Source organism: Pseudomonas sp. R5-89-07, assembly GCF_003851685.1.
Classification (GTDB): Bacteria; Pseudomonadota; Gammaproteobacteria; order Pseudomonadales; family Pseudomonadaceae; genus Aquipseudomonas.
This window is the reverse complement of record NZ_CP027727.1, coordinates 3,064,803-3,083,364: the sequence shown is the minus strand read 5'-3', so window position 1 is coordinate 3,083,364 and position 18,562 is coordinate 3,064,803. Positions and strand designations below refer to the sequence as shown.

22 protein-coding genes are annotated in these 18,562 nt (G+C 58.5%); 11 read left to right on the top strand and 11 right to left on the bottom strand.

Annotated elements, in window-relative coordinates; translation table 11 throughout:
* The 4 genes from ada to C4J94_RS13965 all read right to left on the bottom strand — a co-directional run bounded on the left by ada (nt 1) and on the right by C4J94_RS13965 (nt 2,286).
* Complete coding sequence (ada, locus tag C4J94_RS13975; protein WP_124386706.1) at nt 1-1,047, bottom strand: bifunctional DNA-binding transcriptional regulator/O6-methylguanine-DNA methyltransferase Ada; 1,047 nt, start codon at nt 1,045-1,047, stop codon at nt 1-3.
* A gap of 75 nt (nt 1,048-1,122) precedes the next feature.
* A complete protein-coding gene (gene alkB / locus C4J94_RS13970) occupies nt 1,123-1,788 on the bottom strand; it encodes a DNA oxidative demethylase AlkB (protein WP_124386705.1) in 666 nt (221 codons plus the stop codon).
* A gap of 3 nt (nt 1,789-1,791) precedes the next feature.
* Nucleotides 1,792-1,959, bottom strand: a complete 168-nt coding sequence (locus tag C4J94_RS27620) for a hypothetical protein (protein WP_164485581.1) — start codon at nt 1,957-1,959, stop codon at nt 1,792-1,794.
* A 24-nt stretch (nt 1,960-1,983) separates the two neighbouring features.
* Nucleotides 1,984-2,286, bottom strand: coding sequence for a DUF1883 domain-containing protein (locus C4J94_RS13965; protein ID WP_003173824.1), 303 nt, complete (start codon nt 2,284-2,286; stop codon nt 1,984-1,986).
* A gap of 213 nt (nt 2,287-2,499) precedes the next feature.
* Between C4J94_RS13965 and C4J94_RS13960 the strand changes: the two genes are divergently transcribed.
* The 4 genes from C4J94_RS13960 to C4J94_RS13945 all read left to right on the top strand — a co-directional run bounded on the left by C4J94_RS13960 (nt 2,500) and on the right by C4J94_RS13945 (nt 4,905).
* The gene (locus C4J94_RS13960; RefSeq protein ID WP_124386704.1) at nt 2,500-2,850 is read left to right on the top strand and encodes a hypothetical protein; all 351 of its coding nucleotides are present in this window, start codon (nt 2,500-2,502) and stop codon (nt 2,848-2,850) included.
* A gap of 190 nt (nt 2,851-3,040) precedes the next feature.
* Nucleotides 3,041-3,688 carry a c-type cytochrome gene (locus C4J94_RS13955; protein WP_124386703.1) on the top strand — a complete coding sequence of 216 codons (648 nt, stop codon included), beginning with the start codon at nt 3,041-3,043 and terminating at the stop codon, nt 3,686-3,688.
* Entirely contained in the window at nt 3,685-4,596 is a 912-nt protein-coding gene (locus C4J94_RS13950; protein WP_124386702.1) for a c-type cytochrome, read from the top strand. The genes C4J94_RS13955 and C4J94_RS13950 overlap by 4 nt, the downstream gene beginning before the upstream one ends.
* A gap of 78 nt (nt 4,597-4,674) precedes the next feature.
* Nucleotides 4,675-4,905, top strand: coding sequence for a hypothetical protein (locus C4J94_RS13945; RefSeq protein ID WP_124386701.1), 231 nt, complete (start codon nt 4,675-4,677; stop codon nt 4,903-4,905).
* Nucleotides 4,906-4,914: 9 nt separating this feature from the next.
* On the opposite strand, the gene C4J94_RS13940 is transcribed toward C4J94_RS13945, so the two are convergent.
* Both C4J94_RS13940 and C4J94_RS13935 read right to left on the bottom strand, forming a co-directional pair.
* Nucleotides 4,915-5,196, bottom strand: a complete 282-nt coding sequence (locus C4J94_RS13940; RefSeq protein ID WP_124386700.1) for a hypothetical protein — start codon at nt 5,194-5,196, stop codon at nt 4,915-4,917.
* A 139-nt stretch (nt 5,197-5,335) separates the two neighbouring features.
* Entirely contained in the window at nt 5,336-5,521 is a 186-nt protein-coding gene (locus tag C4J94_RS13935; protein ID WP_017528082.1) for a hypothetical protein, read from the bottom strand.
* A 300-nt stretch (nt 5,522-5,821) separates the two neighbouring features.
* On the opposite strand from C4J94_RS13935, the gene galU reads away from it, so the two are divergent.
* Together galU and gorA are read left to right on the top strand one after the other, a co-directional pair.
* Nucleotides 5,822-6,661, top strand: coding sequence for a UTP--glucose-1-phosphate uridylyltransferase GalU (gene galU / locus C4J94_RS13930; protein ID WP_003173830.1), 840 nt, complete (start codon nt 5,822-5,824; stop codon nt 6,659-6,661).
* 105 nt (nt 6,662-6,766) lie between these two features.
* Nucleotides 6,767-8,125 (top strand): glutathione-disulfide reductase, encoded by a 1,359-nt coding sequence (gene gorA, locus C4J94_RS13925; protein WP_124386699.1) that lies wholly within the window; start codon nt 6,767-6,769, stop codon nt 8,123-8,125.
* Here gorA and C4J94_RS13920 read toward each other — a convergent pair whose 3' ends face one another.
* Nucleotides 8,126-9,133 (bottom strand): DNA-binding protein, encoded by a 1,008-nt coding sequence (locus tag C4J94_RS13920; RefSeq protein ID WP_124386698.1) that lies wholly within the window; start codon nt 9,131-9,133, stop codon nt 8,126-8,128. It abuts the gene before it with no gap.
* A gap of 171 nt (nt 9,134-9,304) precedes the next feature.
* Between C4J94_RS13920 and C4J94_RS13915 the strand changes: the two genes are divergently transcribed.
* From C4J94_RS13915 to ahpF, 3 genes are all read left to right on the top strand, one after another.
* On the top strand, nt 9,305-10,237 hold the full coding sequence (locus C4J94_RS13915) for a site-specific integrase (protein ID WP_124386697.1): 933 nt from the start codon (nt 9,305-9,307) through the stop codon (nt 10,235-10,237).
* A gap of 133 nt (nt 10,238-10,370) precedes the next feature.
* Nucleotides 10,371-10,934, top strand: coding sequence for an alkyl hydroperoxide reductase subunit C (ahpC, locus tag C4J94_RS13910; protein ID WP_003191303.1), 564 nt, complete (start codon nt 10,371-10,373; stop codon nt 10,932-10,934).
* A gap of 123 nt (nt 10,935-11,057) precedes the next feature.
* On the top strand, nt 11,058-12,623 hold the full coding sequence (ahpF, locus tag C4J94_RS13905; RefSeq protein WP_124386696.1) for an alkyl hydroperoxide reductase subunit F: 1,566 nt from the start codon (nt 11,058-11,060) through the stop codon (nt 12,621-12,623).
* A 51-nt stretch (nt 12,624-12,674) separates the two neighbouring features.
* On the opposite strand, the gene gloA is transcribed toward ahpF, so the two are convergent.
* On the bottom strand, nt 12,675-13,196 hold the full coding sequence (gloA, locus tag C4J94_RS13900) for a lactoylglutathione lyase (protein ID WP_124362964.1): 522 nt from the start codon (nt 13,194-13,196) through the stop codon (nt 12,675-12,677).
* A 179-nt stretch (nt 13,197-13,375) separates the two neighbouring features.
* Between gloA and C4J94_RS13895 the strand changes: the two genes are divergently transcribed.
* Nucleotides 13,376-13,912 carry a DUF4946 domain-containing protein gene (locus C4J94_RS13895; RefSeq protein WP_124388980.1) on the top strand — a complete coding sequence of 179 codons (537 nt, stop codon included), beginning with the start codon at nt 13,376-13,378 and terminating at the stop codon, nt 13,910-13,912.
* A gap of 103 nt (nt 13,913-14,015) precedes the next feature.
* Here the strand turns inward: C4J94_RS13895 and C4J94_RS13890 are convergent, their stop codons facing one another.
* Both C4J94_RS13890 and C4J94_RS13885 read right to left on the bottom strand, forming a co-directional pair.
* Nucleotides 14,016-14,381: a histone-like nucleoid-structuring protein, MvaT/MvaU family gene (locus tag C4J94_RS13890; RefSeq protein WP_124386695.1), complete on the bottom strand. Its 366-nt coding sequence runs from the start codon at nt 14,379-14,381 to the stop codon at nt 14,016-14,018.
* A gap of 198 nt (nt 14,382-14,579) precedes the next feature.
* Entirely contained in the window at nt 14,580-16,121 is a 1,542-nt protein-coding gene (locus tag C4J94_RS13885; RefSeq protein WP_124386694.1) for an EAL domain-containing protein, read from the bottom strand.
* Nucleotides 16,122-16,500: 379 nt separating this feature from the next.
* On the opposite strand from C4J94_RS13885, the gene hppD reads away from it, so the two are divergent.
* Complete coding sequence (gene hppD / locus C4J94_RS13880) at nt 16,501-17,577, top strand: 4-hydroxyphenylpyruvate dioxygenase (RefSeq protein WP_124386693.1); 1,077 nt, start codon at nt 16,501-16,503, stop codon at nt 17,575-17,577.
* Nucleotides 17,578-17,648: 71 nt separating this feature from the next.
* On the opposite strand, the gene rarD is transcribed toward hppD, so the two are convergent.
* Nucleotides 17,649-18,530 (bottom strand): EamA family transporter RarD, encoded by an 882-nt coding sequence (rarD, locus tag C4J94_RS13875; protein WP_124386692.1) that lies wholly within the window; start codon nt 18,528-18,530, stop codon nt 17,649-17,651.
* Nucleotides 18,531-18,562 lie beyond the last annotated feature (32 nt).

Below are 18,562 nucleotides of genomic sequence, written 5' to 3'. Positions count from 1 at the left end.
TCAACCCGGTGTTTCGCGCTCCAGCAACGTACGCTTGCGCTCTACGCCCCAGCGGTAGCCAGACAGGGCGCCATCGCTGCGCACCACGCGGTGGCAAGGGATTGCCACCGCCAGGCGGTTGGCGCCACAGGCCTGGGCCACGGCGCGCGAAGAGCCGGGCGCGCCGATACGCTGGGCAATCTGCGCGTAGCTGGCGGTGCTGCCCACCGGAATCTCCCGTAGCGCCAGCCATACCCGCTGCTGGAAGGCCGTACCGCGCAAATCCAGCGGCAAATCCAGGCCCAGGCCGGGGGCTTCGATAAAACCCACGACCTGGGCGATCAGGTGTTCGAAATTGCGATCTGCGCCCACCAGTTCGGCTTTGGGGAACTGGTCCTGCAGGTCCTGCACCAGGGTTTCCGGGTCATCACCCAGCAAAATTGCACACACGCCGCGCTGACTCTGTGCCACCAGAATCGCCCCGAGCGAGCATTGGCCTACGGCAAAACGTATCAGGTTATTGGCGCCGCCGGCCTTGTAATCGCGCGGTTTCATGCCGAGCAATTGCTCAGCCGCTTCATAAAAGCGGCTGTTGGAATTGAAGCCGGCGTCGTATAGCGTCGCGGTGACCGACTGCGCGCCCTTGAGGCCATCACGTACCTTGCGCGAGCGCAGGGCGCTGGCGTAACCCTTGGGCGTGAGGCCAGTGACGGCTTTGAACACGCGATGGAAATGGAACGGGCTCAGGCCGGCCTGGCGGGCGAGGGCCGCAAGGGCAGGGGGTGTTTCGGCCTGTTCTATCTGGCGGCACGCATCGGCTACCAGCTGGCCATGGTGCGCGGCCAGTTGGGTCTGGTCGCCGGTGGCGCGGCGGCTGGGGCGATAACCCGCCGCCTCGGCTTGTGCCGGGGTGTCGAAGAATTCGATGTTTTCCGGGCGCGGCAAACGTGAAGCGCTGCTGGGGCGGCAATACACACCGGTGGTTTTCACGCCGTAGACAAACAGGCCATCGGCCTTGGCATCCCGGGCGACAATGGCGGCCCAGCGCGGGTCTAGTGGGTTGTTCATGGCCAGCACTCCTGAACGGACATCGACAGGTTAACCCTGCGGGCCACTCTCGACACTCCGAAGCTTGCGGTCAAATCAGCCGGCGGTGCGAAAGGTCAAGTTGATGCGTTGCGGCCCCATGACCGGGTGCACGCCTTCCTGAATGGGCATTACCCCATGGTAGCGCAGGCGATCCACACCGCCCCAGACCACCACATCACCGTGGAACAGCGAAATTTTTTGCGCCTTGTCACTGCGCTGGTGGCCGCCGAACAGGAAGATCGCCGGCAGGCCGAGGGACACCGAGACCACTGGCGCGTCGTAGCGCCGCTCGTTCTTGTCCTGGTGCAAAGACATTTTCGCGGCGGGCACATAGCGGTTGATCAGGCAGGCGTCCGGCGAGAAATCGCTGAAACCTGCAGCGGTTGCCGCAGCGATGGCCAATTCGCGTAACGCGTCCGGCATCTGCGGCCAAGGTTGCTGGCTACGCGGATCAAGGGGACTGTAGCGATAGCCTGCCGCGTCGGTCGTCCAGCCCAGCGCGCCGCAACTGCTCAGCGCGGCCGACATGGTAAAGCCGCCGGGCGTGACCATCTGCCGAAACGGCGATTGGGCCAGGACGCGGCGCAACTCAGGCAGTAAACGCTCAATCCAGGGCAGGGCGAAGCCCCTCAGAACGTAGGACTCTTCGCCTATCTGTTCGCGCCTTGCCGGCTGTTGCAGTGCGTCAGCGGAGAACAGATCAGCAGTAGTGCCCGGCATGACTTACAGGGCCTTGCTCACGTTGATATCGGTAATTTCGTCGCTGGCATCGTGGATTTTCGCCAGCGCTTGCTTGGCTTCCTCGATGCTGTTGCTGGTCAACTGGGCAAATTCGAAGCGACGTTCGCCGTTGAGCTTGTACTTGATGACGTATTTGGTCGTGGTATTCACAGCTTTTTCCTTGCGGGATCCGGGTCAGCTCAGCTTGGTGCTGGTGCGACGAACGATGCGAATCTTGTGGGACAGTGCAGGTTTGCGGGTAACGCTGATGGCGCGGCGCGTGACCACATCCAACGTAATGTTCCAGAAACCGGTGCTGGGTGCGGTGATCTTGGCCGGGAATTTGTCGAACGCGCCGCCGTGGTAGGTATGGCGGCCGCCGTTCTTGAAACTACGAAAATTCGCATCGCTCATCAGACGAATATTACAGGTCTGCGAGCATTCGATGACAACAATGTCTCCCTCGTTAAGGTGCTCACGCTGGTGGATAAATTTCATGGGGGTGTCTCCAGAAGGGCTTTTTCTGAAAAATCAGAACGATACGTAGGTTAAGATGGAGTTTATCAGCCCCAGCGCGTTTATTATCGGGTCGTCGTCAACGACATCGACAATTTAAAACAGTTATTTACCCTGTAATCAGAGATAAATCCTACATTGGCGGGAGAAATTTCCTGTGCCCGCTGTCGTAGGGTCTTTATCGGAGGTTTTAGTATGAAGTGGAGTGTGTTGGTGCTGGCCTTGGCGATAGGTGGGTGTGCTTCGGTTGCAGATATCAAGCAGACCCCACCCACGTTGGTGGTCATTTCCGGGAAAAAGCCGCAGGAATATGCTGCGTGCGTAGTGCGCAAACTGGAGGCGACACGTCGTCCGCCACAGATCGAACCTCATAAAGACGGTATTCAAGTGATCGTGCCGCAGAAGTTCTCGGCAGATCCGTCGGCAATCTTTGAAATCGAAGACCGCTCCAGTGGCAGCAGCATCAAACTCTATGAAAGCATGTCCAACGTGCCGATCCGGCCGGGCGATGTGAAGAAAGCCGGGGAAGACTGCATTTCCGGCTAAGCCAAGGCGTAGGCCTCACGCACTGCATCCGATAAAAGCCCCACCCTGTAGGAACGAGCATCTTCGCTCCTGCAGGGTGGGGCTTTTTTTTGACAGTTTTTTGGGTGTTGTAGCGAGTAGCTAATTCCCATACCATTCGCATGGTTATGCTTTTATTGCCTAAGCTTATAACTATAAACATGGAGCTGTGATGAAGTCTCTGGAACGAGCACTGGTGGGAGGCGCGTTATGGTTGTTGTTGGGTAACGCCTATGCACTCGATGGCAACAAGATTTTTACTGATGGCGGTTCGCGGCCCGGTGCAATGCCCTGTGTTGCCTGCCATGGCGCTGATGGACTGGGGCTTGCCGCAGCAGGCTTTCCCAGGCTGGCGGGTTTATCGGCGCAATACGTAAGCAAGCAATTGGCAGACTTTGCCAGTGGAGCGCGAAGTAATGCGGTGATGCAGCCGTTGGCCAAGGCGCTCACTGAGGCAGAAATCGCAGCGCTCAGCGACGCCGTCGCCGTAATGCCTGCACCACTTACCGCTAAGGCTCCCCGCAGCTTAATGCCTGAAAATCCGGTCGAAAAGCTGGCCCTGCAAGGCGCATGGGAACGACAGATTCCCGCGTGCGCCAGTTGCCACGGCCCCGGCGGTGTCGGCGTGGGGGATGCATTTCCACCGCTGGCCGGCCAGCCGGCTGCCTATCTGGCAGCGCAATTGAACGCCTGGCAGAACGGCGCGCGGCGCAATGACCCCAATGACCTGATGGGGCATATCGCCAAATCCATGACTGCGGATGAGGTGCAGGCCGTGGCCCGCTACTTCGCCTCATTGCCCGTGGAGGCCAAGCCATGAAAGCGATCATATTGATGACGATACTGATTGCATTGCCCACCCATGCGGCAACGATCACCATGGAAGACCAATCGCAATTGCACGCCGCGCCGCATCCCGATGCTTCTGCCTTCGAGCCCCCTCAAGAAAGTGAGTTGCCGGACAATGCCTACGGCAAGATGGTCAGGCAGGGTTACGCGCTGTTCGTGGACACCAAGCGCCTGGCACCGCAGTTTGTGGGCAACGGCCTCAACTGCAGCAACTGCCACTTGGATCAAGGCCGCATGGCCAACTCGGCGCCATTGTGGGGCGCGTACCCCATGTACCCGGCGTATCGCAAGAAAAACGACAAGGTCAATACCTTTGCCGAGCGCTTGCAGGGCTGTTTCCAGTTCAGCATGAATGGCGGTACACCTCCGGCGGCGGACAGCCCCGAGATAACGGCGCTGTCGGTGTATGCCTACTGGCTCTCAAGTAAAGCGCCCTTGGGGGTCGAGTTGCCGGGGCGTGGCTATCCCGAGGTAACGCAACCGGCCAAGGGTTACGACCTGGCCCAGGGCGCGCAGGTGTACACAGGGCAATGTGCGGTATGCCATGGCGCTGAAGGGCAGGGCCAGAAAGTCGGAGAGGCGTATGTCATGCCGCCGTTGTGGGGCAAGGATTCCTACAACTGGGGCGCCGGCATGCATCGGATCAACACGGCCGCCTCCTTCATCAAGCACAAGATGCCATTGGGCAAGATCGGCAGCTTGAGCGATCAGCAGGCGTGGGACGTTGCGGCGTACATCAACAGTCACGAGCGACCACAGGACCCGAGGCTGGTTGAGGGGTCGATAGAGAAGACCCGCATCAAGTTTCACGCCAATGATGGGGTCAATCTCTATGGCCAGACGGTAGACGGCGTGTTGATTGGGCAAGGCATCCGCTAAACTGTCGGTCATTGCCTACAAAAATGCCGCTCAAACCCTTGAGTCTGAGCGGCATTGCCCTGCCTGGAACAGCCGATTATGAAGCGAGAACATGTCAAAGCCCGCCATGCTGAAGGCCAGATCACGGCGACCCACGTCATCCAGAACCCTGCCGACTTGGGCGAGTGGATCGTTTTTTTCAAGAAGAGTGGCGGTCGCAGTTACTTCCTGGTGGACGATCAGGACGAAGTCGAGTCATTCCCGCGCCTGGACGATTTGATCGAAACCCTGCGCAGCCTGGGGATCAAGTTCGCCGAAGTTCATCTGTAGCGTCACGCCTTACTTGCACACCACCACGACGCTGCGGCTTTTGAAGTTACCCACGTCCTTGCCCAGCGTCTGTTCGCTTTCCTTGAGTGCCGGGGTTCCGTCAGTACCGACGATACGGTAGCCGGTACCTGCACAGGAGGCATCGGCTTTCTCGTAGCAACTGGCCCATGAGTTGGCTTCGCCCGAGCAGTCGATGGTCAGGCCTTGTTCGCCGTTTTTCAGGTAAGTGTCCGACGTGGTGGTGCAGCCGGCCAGCGCCAGAACCGCAGTGAGTGCCAGGATCTTGTTCATAGAGTCGTCTTCGATGGTGTTGAGGGGAGCGCTGACACTGTCGTGGGGCGTTGGCTGAAGATTATAGCGAACTGCCATCTAGGTACAGACAAACACAAAAAAGCCCCGCTTGACGGGGCTCTAGGCCGGGCGGTGTGGCTTACTTGCCCTTGGGCCGCTTGCTCGACGCATGGCCTGCTTCATCCACAAACACTTCGGCCACGGCAATCGCCATGCTTTCGGTCTCGAAGACGCCTGCAACGCTGTCGCCGTGGAAGTTGATCAGGTGCCAACCGTCTGCACGTTTGGTGATCAGGTAGCCGTTTACGCCTTTTGGTTCTGACATCTAATTAGCAATCTCGTAAGCTGATTCAAGGGTGCAATGATAGCCCCAAATACCTGGGGTTTGCCCAAGTAATTCAAGCCCGGTGCCGTGCTTTGAAAAGCGTGCTACAAAGGATCAAGGTCTTTGAAACATCAAGACGCGAGCGCCGGTGAGTCTGCCTGTTGAAAGATCAGCGGAACTTACGCCGACAATTTTTCTCTATGATGACATCGCGGCGCCAGCAGGACCCCATTGTAAGGTGACTGCGGCCTGATTAGACTGCGCCGAATTCCGTACGCACAGCCCTTTGTAAGGACTCATATGATCAAGAAATGCTTGTTCCCAGCAGCCGGTTACGGCACTCGCTTCCTGCCAGCGACCAAAGCCATGCCCAAAGAGATGCTGCCGGTGGTGAACAAGCCACTGATTCAGTACGGCGTCGAAGAGGCACTGGATGCCGGCCTGAACGAAATTTCCATCGTGACCGGCCGTGGCAAGCGCGCGCTGGAAGACCACTTCGACATCAGCTATGAGCTGGAAAACCAGATCAAGGGCACCGACAAGGAAAAATACCTGGTCGGCATTCGCAAGCTGCTGGACGAATGCTCGTTCTCCTATACCCGTCAGACTCAGATGAAAGGCCTCGGCCACGCCATCCTGACCGGTCGCCCGCTGATCGGCGACGAACCGTTCGCCGTGGTACTGGCCGATGACCTGTGTGTGAACCTGGAAGGCGACGGTGTGCTGACCCAGATGGTCAAGCTCTACCAGAAATACCGCTGCACCATCGTCGCGGTGATGGAAGTCAACCCGACAGAAACCAATAAGTACGGCGTGATCGCCGGCGACGACATTGGTGATGGCCTGATCCGCGTGCGTGACATGGTCGAGAAACCTGCGCCGGAAGATGCACCGTCGAACCTGGCGATCATCGGTCGTTACATCCTGACCCCGGACATCTTCAAGCTGATCGAAGAAACCGAGCCAGGCAAAGGCGGCGAGATCCAGATCACCGACGCCCTGCTCAAGCAAGCCAAAGACGGTTGCGTGATTGCCTACAAGTTCAAAGGCCAGCGTTTCGACTGCGGTGGTGCTGAAGGCTACATCGAAGCCACCAACTTCTGCTACGAGCACTTCTACAAGACTGGCAAGGCTTACTGATTCAACCCTGCTGCTCTGTTTCAAGCGAAAGCCACCTTCGGGTGGCTTTTTCGTTTTTCAGCCCCATGTAAGTCGGTATGCTGGTGTCCTGCCGAGGAGAGTGAAATGGCCTACGATTTTGACCTGTATGTAATTGGCGCCGGTTCCGGCGGTGTTCGGGCGGCGCGCTTTGCCGCAGGCTTTGGTGCCAAGGTGGCCGTGGCGGAAAGCCGCTACCTGGGCGGTACCTGTGTGAACGTCGGCTGCGTGCCGAAGAAGTTGCTGGTGTACGGCGCGCATTTTGCCGAAGACTTCGAGCAGGCCAGCGGATTTGGCTGGTCGTTGGGCGAGTCGAATTTCGACTGGGCAACCTTGATCGCCAACAAAGACCGCGAGATCAACCGTCTTAACGGCATCTATCGCAACCTGCTGGTCAACAGCGGCGTGACCCTGCACGAAGGGCATGCGCGCCTGGTGGATCCTCATCAGGTAGAAATCAACGGCGAGCGCTTCACCGCCAAACATATCCTGATCGCCACTGGCGGCTGGCCGCAGATCCCCGAGATTCCAGGGCGGGAACACGCCATCGGCTCAAACGAGGCGTTCTTTCTCAAAGAGTTGCCCAAGCGCGTGCTGGTGGTGGGCGGTGGTTACATTGCCGTTGAGTTCGCGGGTATTTTCCATGGCCTGGGCGCGCAAACTTCCTTGCTGTATCGCGGTGACCTGTTCCTGCGCGGGTTCGATGGCGCGGTGCGCAAGCATTTGCAGGAAGAGCTGACCAAGCGTGGCCTGGACCTGCAATTCAACGCCGATATCGAACGCATCGACAAGCAAGCCGATGGGAGCCTCAAGGCCACGTTGAAAGATGGTCGTGTGCTGGAAGCCGACTGCGTGTTCTACGCCACTGGCCGCCGTCCAATGCTGGACAACCTGGGATTGGAAAATACCGGCGTCACCCTCGACGAACGCGGCTTTGTCAGCGTGGATGAGTTGTACCAGACCGCCGAGCCGTCGATCCTGGCTATCGGTGATGTGATCGGCCGCGTGCAACTGACCCCGGTGGCCCTGGCCGAGGGCATGGCGGTGGCGCGTCGTCTGTTCAAGCCCGAGCAGTATCGCCCCGTGGATTACGCGATGATCCCGACCGCAGTGTTCAGCCTGCCCAATATCGGCACGGTCGGCCTCACGGAGGAAGAGGCGAAGAAGAATGGCCACAAGGTACAGATCTTCGAAAGCCGTTTCCGGCCGATGAAGCTGACCCTGACGGACTGCCAGGAAAAGACCCTGATGAAGCTGGTGGTCGACGCCGACACCGACAAGGTGCTGGGCTGCCACATGGTGGGGCCAGACGCCGGTGAAATCGTGCAGGGCCTGGCGATCGCGCTCAAGGCTGGCGCGACCAAGCAGCATTTTGACGAGACCATTGGCGTGCATCCTACGGCGGCGGAAGAGTTCGTCACCATGCGCACGCCTGTGTCGAGCTGATCAGGTCTCGGCCGTTGCCTCTGGCGCCGTTGCAACGACGGCGGCCAGACGCAACGCTTCAATGTGCGCCTGGGCCTTGATCAGGTCCAGTTCCAGCGCTTTGTTGGCCTGTTGATGTTCAGCCAACGCCGTCTGGCGTGTCTGGCTTTCCAATAGCGCAACCCGCAGGCGCTCCTGCAGCAGCGTGCGCTCGCTGTCGACCTGGCTGATCTTCTCGTTCAACTCGATGCGCAAGGCCTGATCTTTGCGCACTTGCTCCTGCAGTGCGTTCAGCTCCTTCGCAGTTACCCGATGCTCGATCAACAAGCGTTCGTTGTCTCGATGCAGCTGGGTGATCTCATCCTGACGCGCCAGTGCGCTCTGCTGGGCCTGGCGCAGTTCGGCCTGCACCTGCTGCAACTGACCTTCATGGCGACGCTGTTCCTGCTCGCGCTGATCCTTGACTGCATTGCGGTAGTGCTCAAGCGCATCGCGGGCGTGCAGGTGCTTGTCTTCCAGGGAGCGGATCTGTTCGTCCTTGTCGCTGATCCTCAGTTCGTAATCACTGCACGCCTGGCTTAGCCCGGCATTGCGCGTTTGCTCGGTCTGCAGACTGGTGCTGGCGGTTTGCAGGGCGGCGCTTTCCTCGGCGAGGGCGCTGGCCTGGATATCGAACTGCTGCTGCAACAGGTCATGGGTTTCCTGCAGCGCTTGAAGCTGGGTGAGCAGGGCGCTTTTCTGCTGCTCAAACTGCGCCAGGGCGAGGTCGATGGGCTCCTGGGCCTTTTCTTTCAGGCGCTGTGCGAGCCGTGCCACCAGTTCACCCAGCTCATCGTCGATGGGCGCTTCGGTGATGGTTTGCCGGGTTTCGCTTTCGTCCAGCTCCTTCAGGTAGCGATGAATGGTGGTTTTCGAGCCGGTATTGCCCATCTCAATGCGTACGGCATCGATGCTGGGGTTTTCGCCACGAGCGAGGATCGCCAGGCGTGCCGTCTGAACTACTGCTTTGTTTATGCCGCCGCGAGCCATGGGGTCTCCGTCGATTTAGTACTGTGGTACATGGTATGTATATACATACTATATCACAGCTAAATATTCCTTTAAATTCATCATTTAACAGATGGGATATTGGCGTATTATCCCGTGTCATGAGCGTTTTTAGCGTCGCCGCAGGCGTGCGCAGTACGAATGGGCCCTGTCATGAGTGAACTCGATCGCTACCTTAATGCCGCCACCCGCGATAACACGCGCCGCAGCTACCGCGCGGCTATCGAGCACTTCGAAGTCAGTTGGGGCGGGTTCCTGCCTGCCACTGCCGATAGCGTGGCGCGCTATCTGGTGGCCCACGCGGGCGTCCTGGCCGTCAACACGCTGAAGTTGCGGCTCTCTGCGCTGGCGCAGTGGCACATCAGCCAGGGGTTTGCCGACCCGACCAAGGCACCGGTGGTACGCAAGGTGCTCAAAGGCATTCGCGCCGTGCACCCGGCGCGGGAACGCCAGGCAGAGCCATTGCAGCTTCAGCACCTGGAGCAGGTGGTTGCGTCTCTTGAGAATGAAGCCAGTCAAGCCGCTGAAAACCAGGACCAGCCCCGATTGCTGCGCGCCAAGCGCGACACCGCGCTGATCCTGTTGGGGTTCTGGCGAGGCTTTCGCAGTGATGAGCTCTGTCGCTTAAGCATCGAGCATGTCCAGGCCGTGCCGGGTGCCGGCATCAGTCTGTACTTGCCGCGCAGCAAGAGTGACCGCGACAACCTCGGCAAGACCTACCAGACCCCGGCACTGCTGCGCCTGTGCCCGGTGCAGGCCTATAGCGAATGGCTCAGCGCCTCGGCATTGGTGCGGGGCCCGGTGTTTCGCGGGATCGACCGCTGGGGCAACCTGGGGGAGGACGGGTTGCACCCCAATAGTGTGATTCCCTTGCTGCGTCAGGCACTCGAGCGCGCCGGCATCCCCGCCGAGCAGTACACCAGCCATTCCCTGCGCCGAGGCTTCGCAACCTGGGCCCATCGCAGCGGCTGGGATTTGAAGTCGCTGATGAGTTACGTCGGTTGGAGCGACATCAAATCGGCCATGCGCTATGTTGAAGCGACGCCCTTTCTCGGCATGACCTTGGCGACCCAACCGCTGTTGTGAGATTTCTTCTATTAATACAGCGACCTGATAGTGAAAACCAATCGTCAGCATCAGGTTTGCCAATGAGCCATCGCCGGGAAGAGTGGGTAGGATTCATCTCATCAACTTCTTAACCCCTGACGGAGAGTCAACGATGCCTATCATCAACAGCCAAGTAAAACCGTTTAAAGCCACCGCTTTCAAGAACGGCAGCTTCGTCGATGTGACTGACGCTGACCTGAAAGGCAAGTGGTCGGTAGTGTTCTTCTACCCAGCCGACTTCACCTTCGTTTGCCCAACCGAACTGGAAGACCTGGCTGACAACTACGCCGAATTCCAGAAGCTGGGCGTCGAAATCTACAGCGTTTCCACCGACACTCACTTTGCCCACGCGGCCTGGCACAACACTTCGCCAGCCATCGGCAAGATCCAGTACACCATGATCGGCGACCCAACCCTGACTATCTCGCGCAACTTCGACGTGCTGATCGAAGAAGCCGGCCTGGCAGACCGCGGTACGTTCGTGATCAACCCGGAAGGCCAGATCAAGATCGTTGAACTGAACGACGGCGGTGTTGGCCGTGATGCTTCCGAGCTGCTGCGCAAGATCAAGGCTGCTCAGTACGTGGCTGCCCACCCAGGCGAAGTGTGCCCAGCCAAGTGGAAAGAAGGCGAGGCCACCCTGGCTCCGTCCCTGGACCTGGTCGGCAAGATCTAAGTCTGTGAAGTCTCAAGGGCGGGTATCCGCACCTACTCAGTAAGCTGCAACCGCCCTCAAAAACGCCCGGGCGAGATTCGCTCGGGCGTTTTTTTATACCCGCAATTATAGGAAATCGCCCGTATGTTGGACGCCAATCTTAAAGCTCAGTTGAAATCTTACCTGGAGCGGGTCACCCAGCCGATCGAGATCGTTGCCTCCCTCGACGACGGTGCGAAATCCCAGGAAATGCTCGCTCTTTTGCAGGATGTAACCAGCCTCACCACGCTGATTACCCTGAACACCGATGGCAATGATGCGCGCAAGCCGTCGTTCTCCATCAACCGCCCGGGTGCCGATATCAGCCTGCGTTTCGCCGGTATCCCCATGGGGCATGAATTCACTTCGCTGGTGTTGGCCCTGCTGCAAGTCGGTGGCCACCCGTCGAAGGCCAGTGTCGAAGTGATTGAACAGATCCGCGCCTTGAAAGGCGAGTTCAGCTTCGAGACGTACTTCTCGCTGTCGTGCCAGAACTGCCCGGACGTGGTCCAGGCGCTGAACCTGATGGCCGTGCTCAACCCCAACATCCGCCACGTAGCCATCGACGGTGCGCTGTTCCAGGCCGAGGTCGATGAGCGCCAGATCATGGCGGTGCCCAGTGTCTACCTCAACGGTGTGAACTTCGGTCAGGGCCGCATGGGCCTGGAAGAAATCCTCGCCAAGCTCGACACCAGCGGTATCGAAAAAGCCGCTGAGAAAATCAGTGCCAAAGACGCCTTTGATGTACTGGTTGTCGGCGGTGGCCCGGCCGGTTCGTCGGCCGCGATCTACGCTGCGCGCAAAGGCATCCGTACCGGTGTGGCCGCCGAGCGTTTTGGTGGCCAGGTTCTGGATACCATGTCCATCGAGAACTTTATCTCGGTACAGGAAACCGAAGGCCCGAAACTGGCCAGCGCCCTGGAAGCCCATGTGCGTCAGTACGACGTCGACATCATGAACCTGCAGCGTGCCAGTAGCCTGGTGCCGGCCAAAAATACCGGTGAGCTGCACGAAATTCGCTTCGAAAGCGGTGCGACGCTCAAGTCCAAGACGGTAATCCTGGCGACCGGCGCGCGCTGGCGAGAAATGGGTGTGCCAGGCGAGCAGGAATACAAGGCCAAGGGCGTATGCTTCTGCCCCCACTGCGATGGCCCGCTGTTCAAGGGCAAGCGCGTGGCGGTGATCGGTGGCGGCAACTCCGGCGTCGAAGCAGCCATCGACCTGGCCGGCATTGTCAGCCATGTGACCTTGCTCGAGTTCGACAGCAAGCTGCGCGCCGACGCTGTGTTGCAGCGCAAGCTCCATAGCCTGGCAAACGTTGATGTGATCACCAGCGCGTTGACCAGTGAAGTCAAGGGCGATGGCCAGAAAGTCACCGGTCTTGCCTACAAGGATCGCGACAGCGGCGAGTTCAAGACCATCGACCTGGAAGGCATTTTCGTGCAGATCGGTTTGCTGCCGAACACCGACTGGCTCAAAGGCACCGTGGAACTGACACCGCGCGGCGAGATCATCGTCGATGCGCGTGGCGAGACCTCACTGCCGGGTGTGTTCGCCGCCGGTGATGTGACGACCGTGCCGTACAAGCAGATCGTCATCGCCGTGGGCGAGGGCGCCAAGGCTTCCTTGAGTGCGTTCGACCACCTGATCCGCACTTCCGCGCCAGCGTAAAATCCAGCGCGCACATGAAAAACCCCATGAGCGATCATGGGGTTTTTTGTTTTACAGCGGTGCTGGCTGAATGATCTCAACCCAGTACGCGTCCGGGTCCTTGATAAAGGCCAGGCTTTTCATGCGGCCATCGCTCAGGCGCTTCTGGAAATCGCAGCCCAGGGCCTCGAAGCGTTCGCACGCGGCGACGATATCCGGCACCGAAATGCAGATATGGCCAAAACCACGTGGGTCGGTGTTGCCATTGTGGTAGGCGAAGTCGGCGTCGTTTTCGGTGCCGTGGTTGTGAGTCAGTTCCAGGATGCCTGGGATCGACTTCATCCATTGGGTGCGCTCGGCAGCGTCAGCCGGGATCTGGGCCTTGTCCACCAAGGCCAGGAAATACAGGCTGAATTCGGCTTCCGGGAAGTCGCGTTTTTCAACCAGGGAAAAACCCAGTACGCGCGTGTAGAAATCCAGGGACTTGGTGATGTCCTTGACCCGCAGCATGGTGTGGTTGAACACGAAGTTCGTGGTGGCGGTGTCAGGTTGGGCGGTGACGCCGGGGAAGGTGTTCAGTTCGTGCAGGCTCATGGGCCCTCCAGAAAAAAATGGGGCAAAGCGGTCCCTTGGCTTGCGGCAAGCATCCGTGCAGCCGAGCCATGATACGCAAGGCCTGGTGATCGCGCCAAATGAAAAAGCGCATGCAGCCCTTGCGAGCTGTGGGTCTCGGGCCGCAAACTTTGGTGCTGGAACCTTGGATGCTTTTTGCAATGATCGAGTTTCGTAAACCGCTGTTGACTACGTTGTGCTTAGTGCTTGGCAGCCCGTTCGTACTGGCGGCCGACCCCGAGATTCATTGGCCCAGCGGCTGGCAGGTCGAGGAGGTTGAGTCCGATGGCAATGCGCCCGACAAACCCCAAACTGTGTCGCGGCAGCGCGCGATCAAAAATGATGAAAATGGCAAGACGCTAATGGTGATGGAATTGACCGGTACACCCATCGAGGCCGGCCATAATGTCAATCTTCAAGGCGTCTTGCTGGAAATGCGTAAATCCATCCAGAAAGATTTCGCCCAGGGTGGTTATCAAAGTGTATGCACCAAAATGCATCCCGCTAAATTGAGCCGCCTTGAGGCGCTGGAAACTACTTGTGTAATTACCGAGAACGGCCGGCATGTGCTATCGCAGACACTAGTGGGGGCGGTGGATACGGATAAAGCCTACGTGTTTTCATATGCAGGACAGGCGCAAGCGTACGAGGCCAGCCAGGATGAAGTCAGTTCGGTGCGTGACAGCCTCAAACTTTGAATGGGTGTATGTGAACAAATGTGAACTTAAATTTAAGTTCGTTTACGAATCCAGATACGAAAAAAGCCCCGTCTAAGCGGGGCTTTCAGTTAGTGCATGTTTATCAACCGCGAAGCCAGGAATCTACAGTGTCTGCGCCGTACTCTTCTTTCCAGGCTTTCAGGCCGCGGTGGTTGCCGCCTTTGGTCTCGATGAGTTCGCCGGTGTGCGGGTTCTGGTAGACCTTGACCACGCGTGCGCGGCGCTGTTTTGGCGCGGCGGCGGCTGAGGCACCCGACTTGCCCGGGTTTGGATCAAGGATGGAGATCACATCGCGCAGGCTTTTGTCATAGCTGCCCATCAGCTTTTTGAGCTTTTCCTCGAATTCGATTTCTTTCTTCAGCCCGGCGTCGTTTTTCAGGGATTCCAGCTGGGCAAGCTGCTCTTGAAGGGCTTTTTCTGCTGCGCGAAATTCGGCGAGTCTGGACAAAATCTGTACTCCAATGGTGTAGTTAGCTGATATCTACTGCGGAGAAAGCCTTAAACCAAGAGGATTAAGCTAACTCAACGAAAACACCGCTCAATGCGTGTATCGCCAGCAGGAAAAATTGTAGTAGTTAATCCACTTCGAGTAAATCATGTCTTTTGTCTAAATAACATTCTTTCATCTGCGCGAGTACACGGCTGTTCAATGGCGGGTCAGCGACTTAATGAACTCATCGCACGGTAAAGGACGGCCAAACAGGTAGCCTTGCAAAAAGCCCACGCCTTGGGCGACAAGGTAATCGCACTGTTGGGCTGTTTCCACGCCCTCTGCCACGATACCCAGGTCGAGCTTGGCGGACAGTTCAATGATGCTGTCGAGAATATGCCGTGAAAGCGCATCCGCGCCGATCATGGCGACGAAGCTTTGATCGATCTTCAAGTAATCCACATTGAAGTTGCGCAAGTAACCCAGGCTGGAATGCCCGGTACCGAAGTCGTCTATTGCAATCATCACACCCAGTTCGTGCAGCGCGTCGAACAAGCGGCGTGTGATATCGGTGGGTTCGATCAGCTCACGCTCGGTCAACTCCAGTACCAGGGTGACCTGGCCGGGCGGGAAGGCCGCAAGGAACTCCCGGCAGTCGTCCACCAGGTCCAGATCCTGGCAATGACGCGCGGTGATGTTCACACCGATATGAAAGCCCGGGCTGAAGCGCTCGGCATGTGGCGCCAATTGCGCGGCGGTTTGGCGCAGCAAAGCGCGCGTCATGGGCACAATCAGTCCCGAGTGCTCGGCCAGGGGGATGAACAGATCCGGCCGCACCAGGCCCTCTTTTGGGTGTTTCCAGCGCATCAGTACTTCGCAGCCCGCCCATTGGCGAGTGTCACCGCGCACTACCGGTTGGAAATACGGAATGAATTCGTTGGCGCCCAGGGCACGTTGCAACTCGTGGGTAGGCGCCGAGGAGCGCATCTGCAGCCAATGGGCCAGGAGACCGGCGAGCACGCCAAAAAACACCACCAGACTGAACACCGCCGGATAACGCGCCTGCATATAACGCCAGACCTCACCCTCGGGCATGCCCACGTCAACGCTGTACGGATAGCGGCTGGAGGTCAAAAAGTGATGGGCCACGTCAAACGCCGGCGGCGTGCCGGTATGGACCTTCCCTTCGGCGTCCAGCCAATGAGGGCCTACTTTCAGCACCAGGAATGCGTAGCGGCTGATCAGGCGCAAGGCATTGGTGAGGTGATAGCCGTCAATGGAGGCGAACGCGGCCCGATCACCGTCGACCAAACGGTAAACCAGCAGCGCGGTATCCGGCGTGACGGGGTTGCCGTTCATCAACCACAGATTGCCGTCAACGTAGTCGTCCGGGTTGACCGGCGACTGATAACTGCTGCCAAACAACGAACTGCAATAAATGTTTTTCTGCCAGGACAAGGTGGTCGCGCGCACGAACGGCCGACGGGTGACCTGCTCACGCAGTGCCAGCTTCGCGGATTTATCACACGGCAAGCCGGCCAGCGGTAATAGGGCTCGGGCGGCGAGGGCGGTGTTATCGAGCATCAAGTCGAACTGACGCACTGCCTCCTGTGCGGTTTGAGCGGTACTTTGCTCAAGCGTGCGCTCGGCCTGCCAATAAAGAATCACAACCCCCAGTAAAACCGGGAGCAGGCCGCAGATTGTGCTGAAAAAATAGCGGGCGACTCGGCTTCTTTGGCCTTTGGTGGTCAGGGGCATCGAGGGGGCAGCCATGCAGAAAAGAGGGGACTATGCCGATGATAGATGGCATTGCGAAAAGGCGCTCGGCAAAACGTAACAACATCTACCTGTCTGACAAATCCCTTGCGCGAGGCAAGCCAATGGGGATTTGATAAGAGTACGGACAAACAGTGTTACGCTGTGTAGAATCGATTTACGCATACAAGAATATGACTTGCGCTCACGCAAGCCTCGGCCGTCAGAGACTGATGACACCATGAAGCAACTCGGTTCGCCCCTCATCTTTGGTGACTTCCTCGCCCGCAGTGTGCGAGGCCTTTCCTGTGCGCCACCTGCTGACCTCATCCCTGCTCGCAAATAACTATTTGTTTACTCCAAGCATGATGAGGCACCGAACATGACCGACCAATACGAAAACCCGATGGGCCTGATGGGCTTTGAGTTCATTGAATTCGCCTCGCCGACCCCGGGCACCCTGGAGCCGATCTTCGAGATCATGGGCTTCACCAAGGTGGCGACCCACCGTTCCAAGAACGTACACCTGTACCGCCAGGGCGAGATCAACCTGATCCTCAATAATGAGCCCAACAGCCTGGCCTCCTACTTTGCGGCGGAACACGGCCCGTCGGTGTGCGGCATGGCGTTTCGCGTGAAGAACTCCCAGGAAGCCTACCAGCGTGCGCTGGAACTGGGCGCCCAGCCGATTCATATCGAAACCGGCCCGATGGAGTTGAACCTGCCGGCGATCAAAGGCATCGGCGGGGCACCGCTGTACCTGATCGACCGTTTTGGCGAGGGCAGTTCGATCTATGACATCGACTTCGTCTACCTCGAAGGCGTAGAGCGCAACCCGCAAGGTGCCGGCCTTAAGGTCATTGACCACCTGACCCACAACGTCTACCGCGGGCGCATGGCTTATTGGGCCAACTTCTACGAGAAACTGTTCAACTTCCGTGAAGCGCGCTACTTCGATATCAAGGGCGAATACACCGGCCTGACTTCCAAGGCCATGAGCGCGCCGGATGGCATGATCCGCATCCCGTTGAACGAAGAGTCGTCCAAGGGCGCAGGCCAGATCGAAGAGTTCCTGATGCAGTTCAACGGCGAGGGCATCCAGCACGTGGCGTTCCTCACCGACGACCTGGTCAAGACCTGGGACGCGTTGAAGAAGATCGGCATGCGCTTCATGACCGCGCCGCCGGACACCTATTACGAGATGCTCGAAGGCCGTCTGCCGAACCACGGCGAACCGGTGGATCAACTGCAGGCACGCGGCATTTTGCTGGATGGCTCCTCGATCGAGGGCGACAAGCGCCTGCTGCTGCAGATTTTCTCGGAAACCCTGATGGGCCCGGTGTTCTTCGAATTCATTCAGCGTAAAGGCGACGATGGGTTTGGTGAAGGCAACTTCAAGGCGTTGTTCGAGTCCATCGAGCGCGACCAGGTACGTCGCGGTGTATTGACCACCGACTAAGCAATAATCCCTGACACAACAGCGATCAAATGTGGGAGGGGCAAGCCCCCTCCCACATTTTTGCCTGCGATTCAGGCCTTGCGCTGACGCACCAAGTGCTTGAACCCTTCATACACCAGCACCATCACCGCCAACCAGATCGGGATATAGGTCAGCCATTGCCCGCCCTTGATGCCCTCGCCCAGCAGTAGCGCCACTGCCAGCAGCAACACCGGCTCCACATAACTGAGCAGGCCGAACAGGCTGAAGGCCAGCAAACGACTGGCGATGATATAGCTCACCAGCGCCGATGCGCTGATCAAGCCCAGCATGGGAATCAACGCGTAGAGCCTGGGCTGCGCATCCAGTACCGCAACGCCCTGTTCGCCGCTTTGCACAAACCACCAGGCCACTGGCAGCATTAACGCCATGTCCAGCCACAAGCCGCCCAGATGGTCGGTGCCCAGGTATTTACGCACCACGAAATACACCGGGTAACCGATGATCACCACCAGCGTCGCCCAGGAAAAACCGCCGGCCTGGTACAACTCGTTGAGCACCCCTAACGCTGCAAATACCACGGCGATCTGCTGCAAGCGCGACAAGCGTTCGCCATAGACCAGGCGCCCGGTCAGCACCATGGTCAGCGGCAACAGGAAATACCCCACCGACACATCCAGGCTGCGCCCGTTCAGCGGCGCCCACATGAACAGCCACAACTGCACGCCGAGCAGGGCGGACGACAGCAGCACGCCACCGATCACGCGCGGATTGGCCGCCAGCATCCGCAGCAACTCCCACACCCGCCGCCATTCGCCGCTGACCGCCATGAACACGGTCATGCAGGGCACGGTCAGCAACATGCGCCAGCCGAAAATTTCCAGGCCACTCAGGGGGGTGAGCAGAGACGTGAAGTAATACATCACGGCAAACAACACCGAGGCCAATACTGATAACACAACACCTTTAGACACGCTGTCCTCGCGAAAGCCGATTCATATCCCAT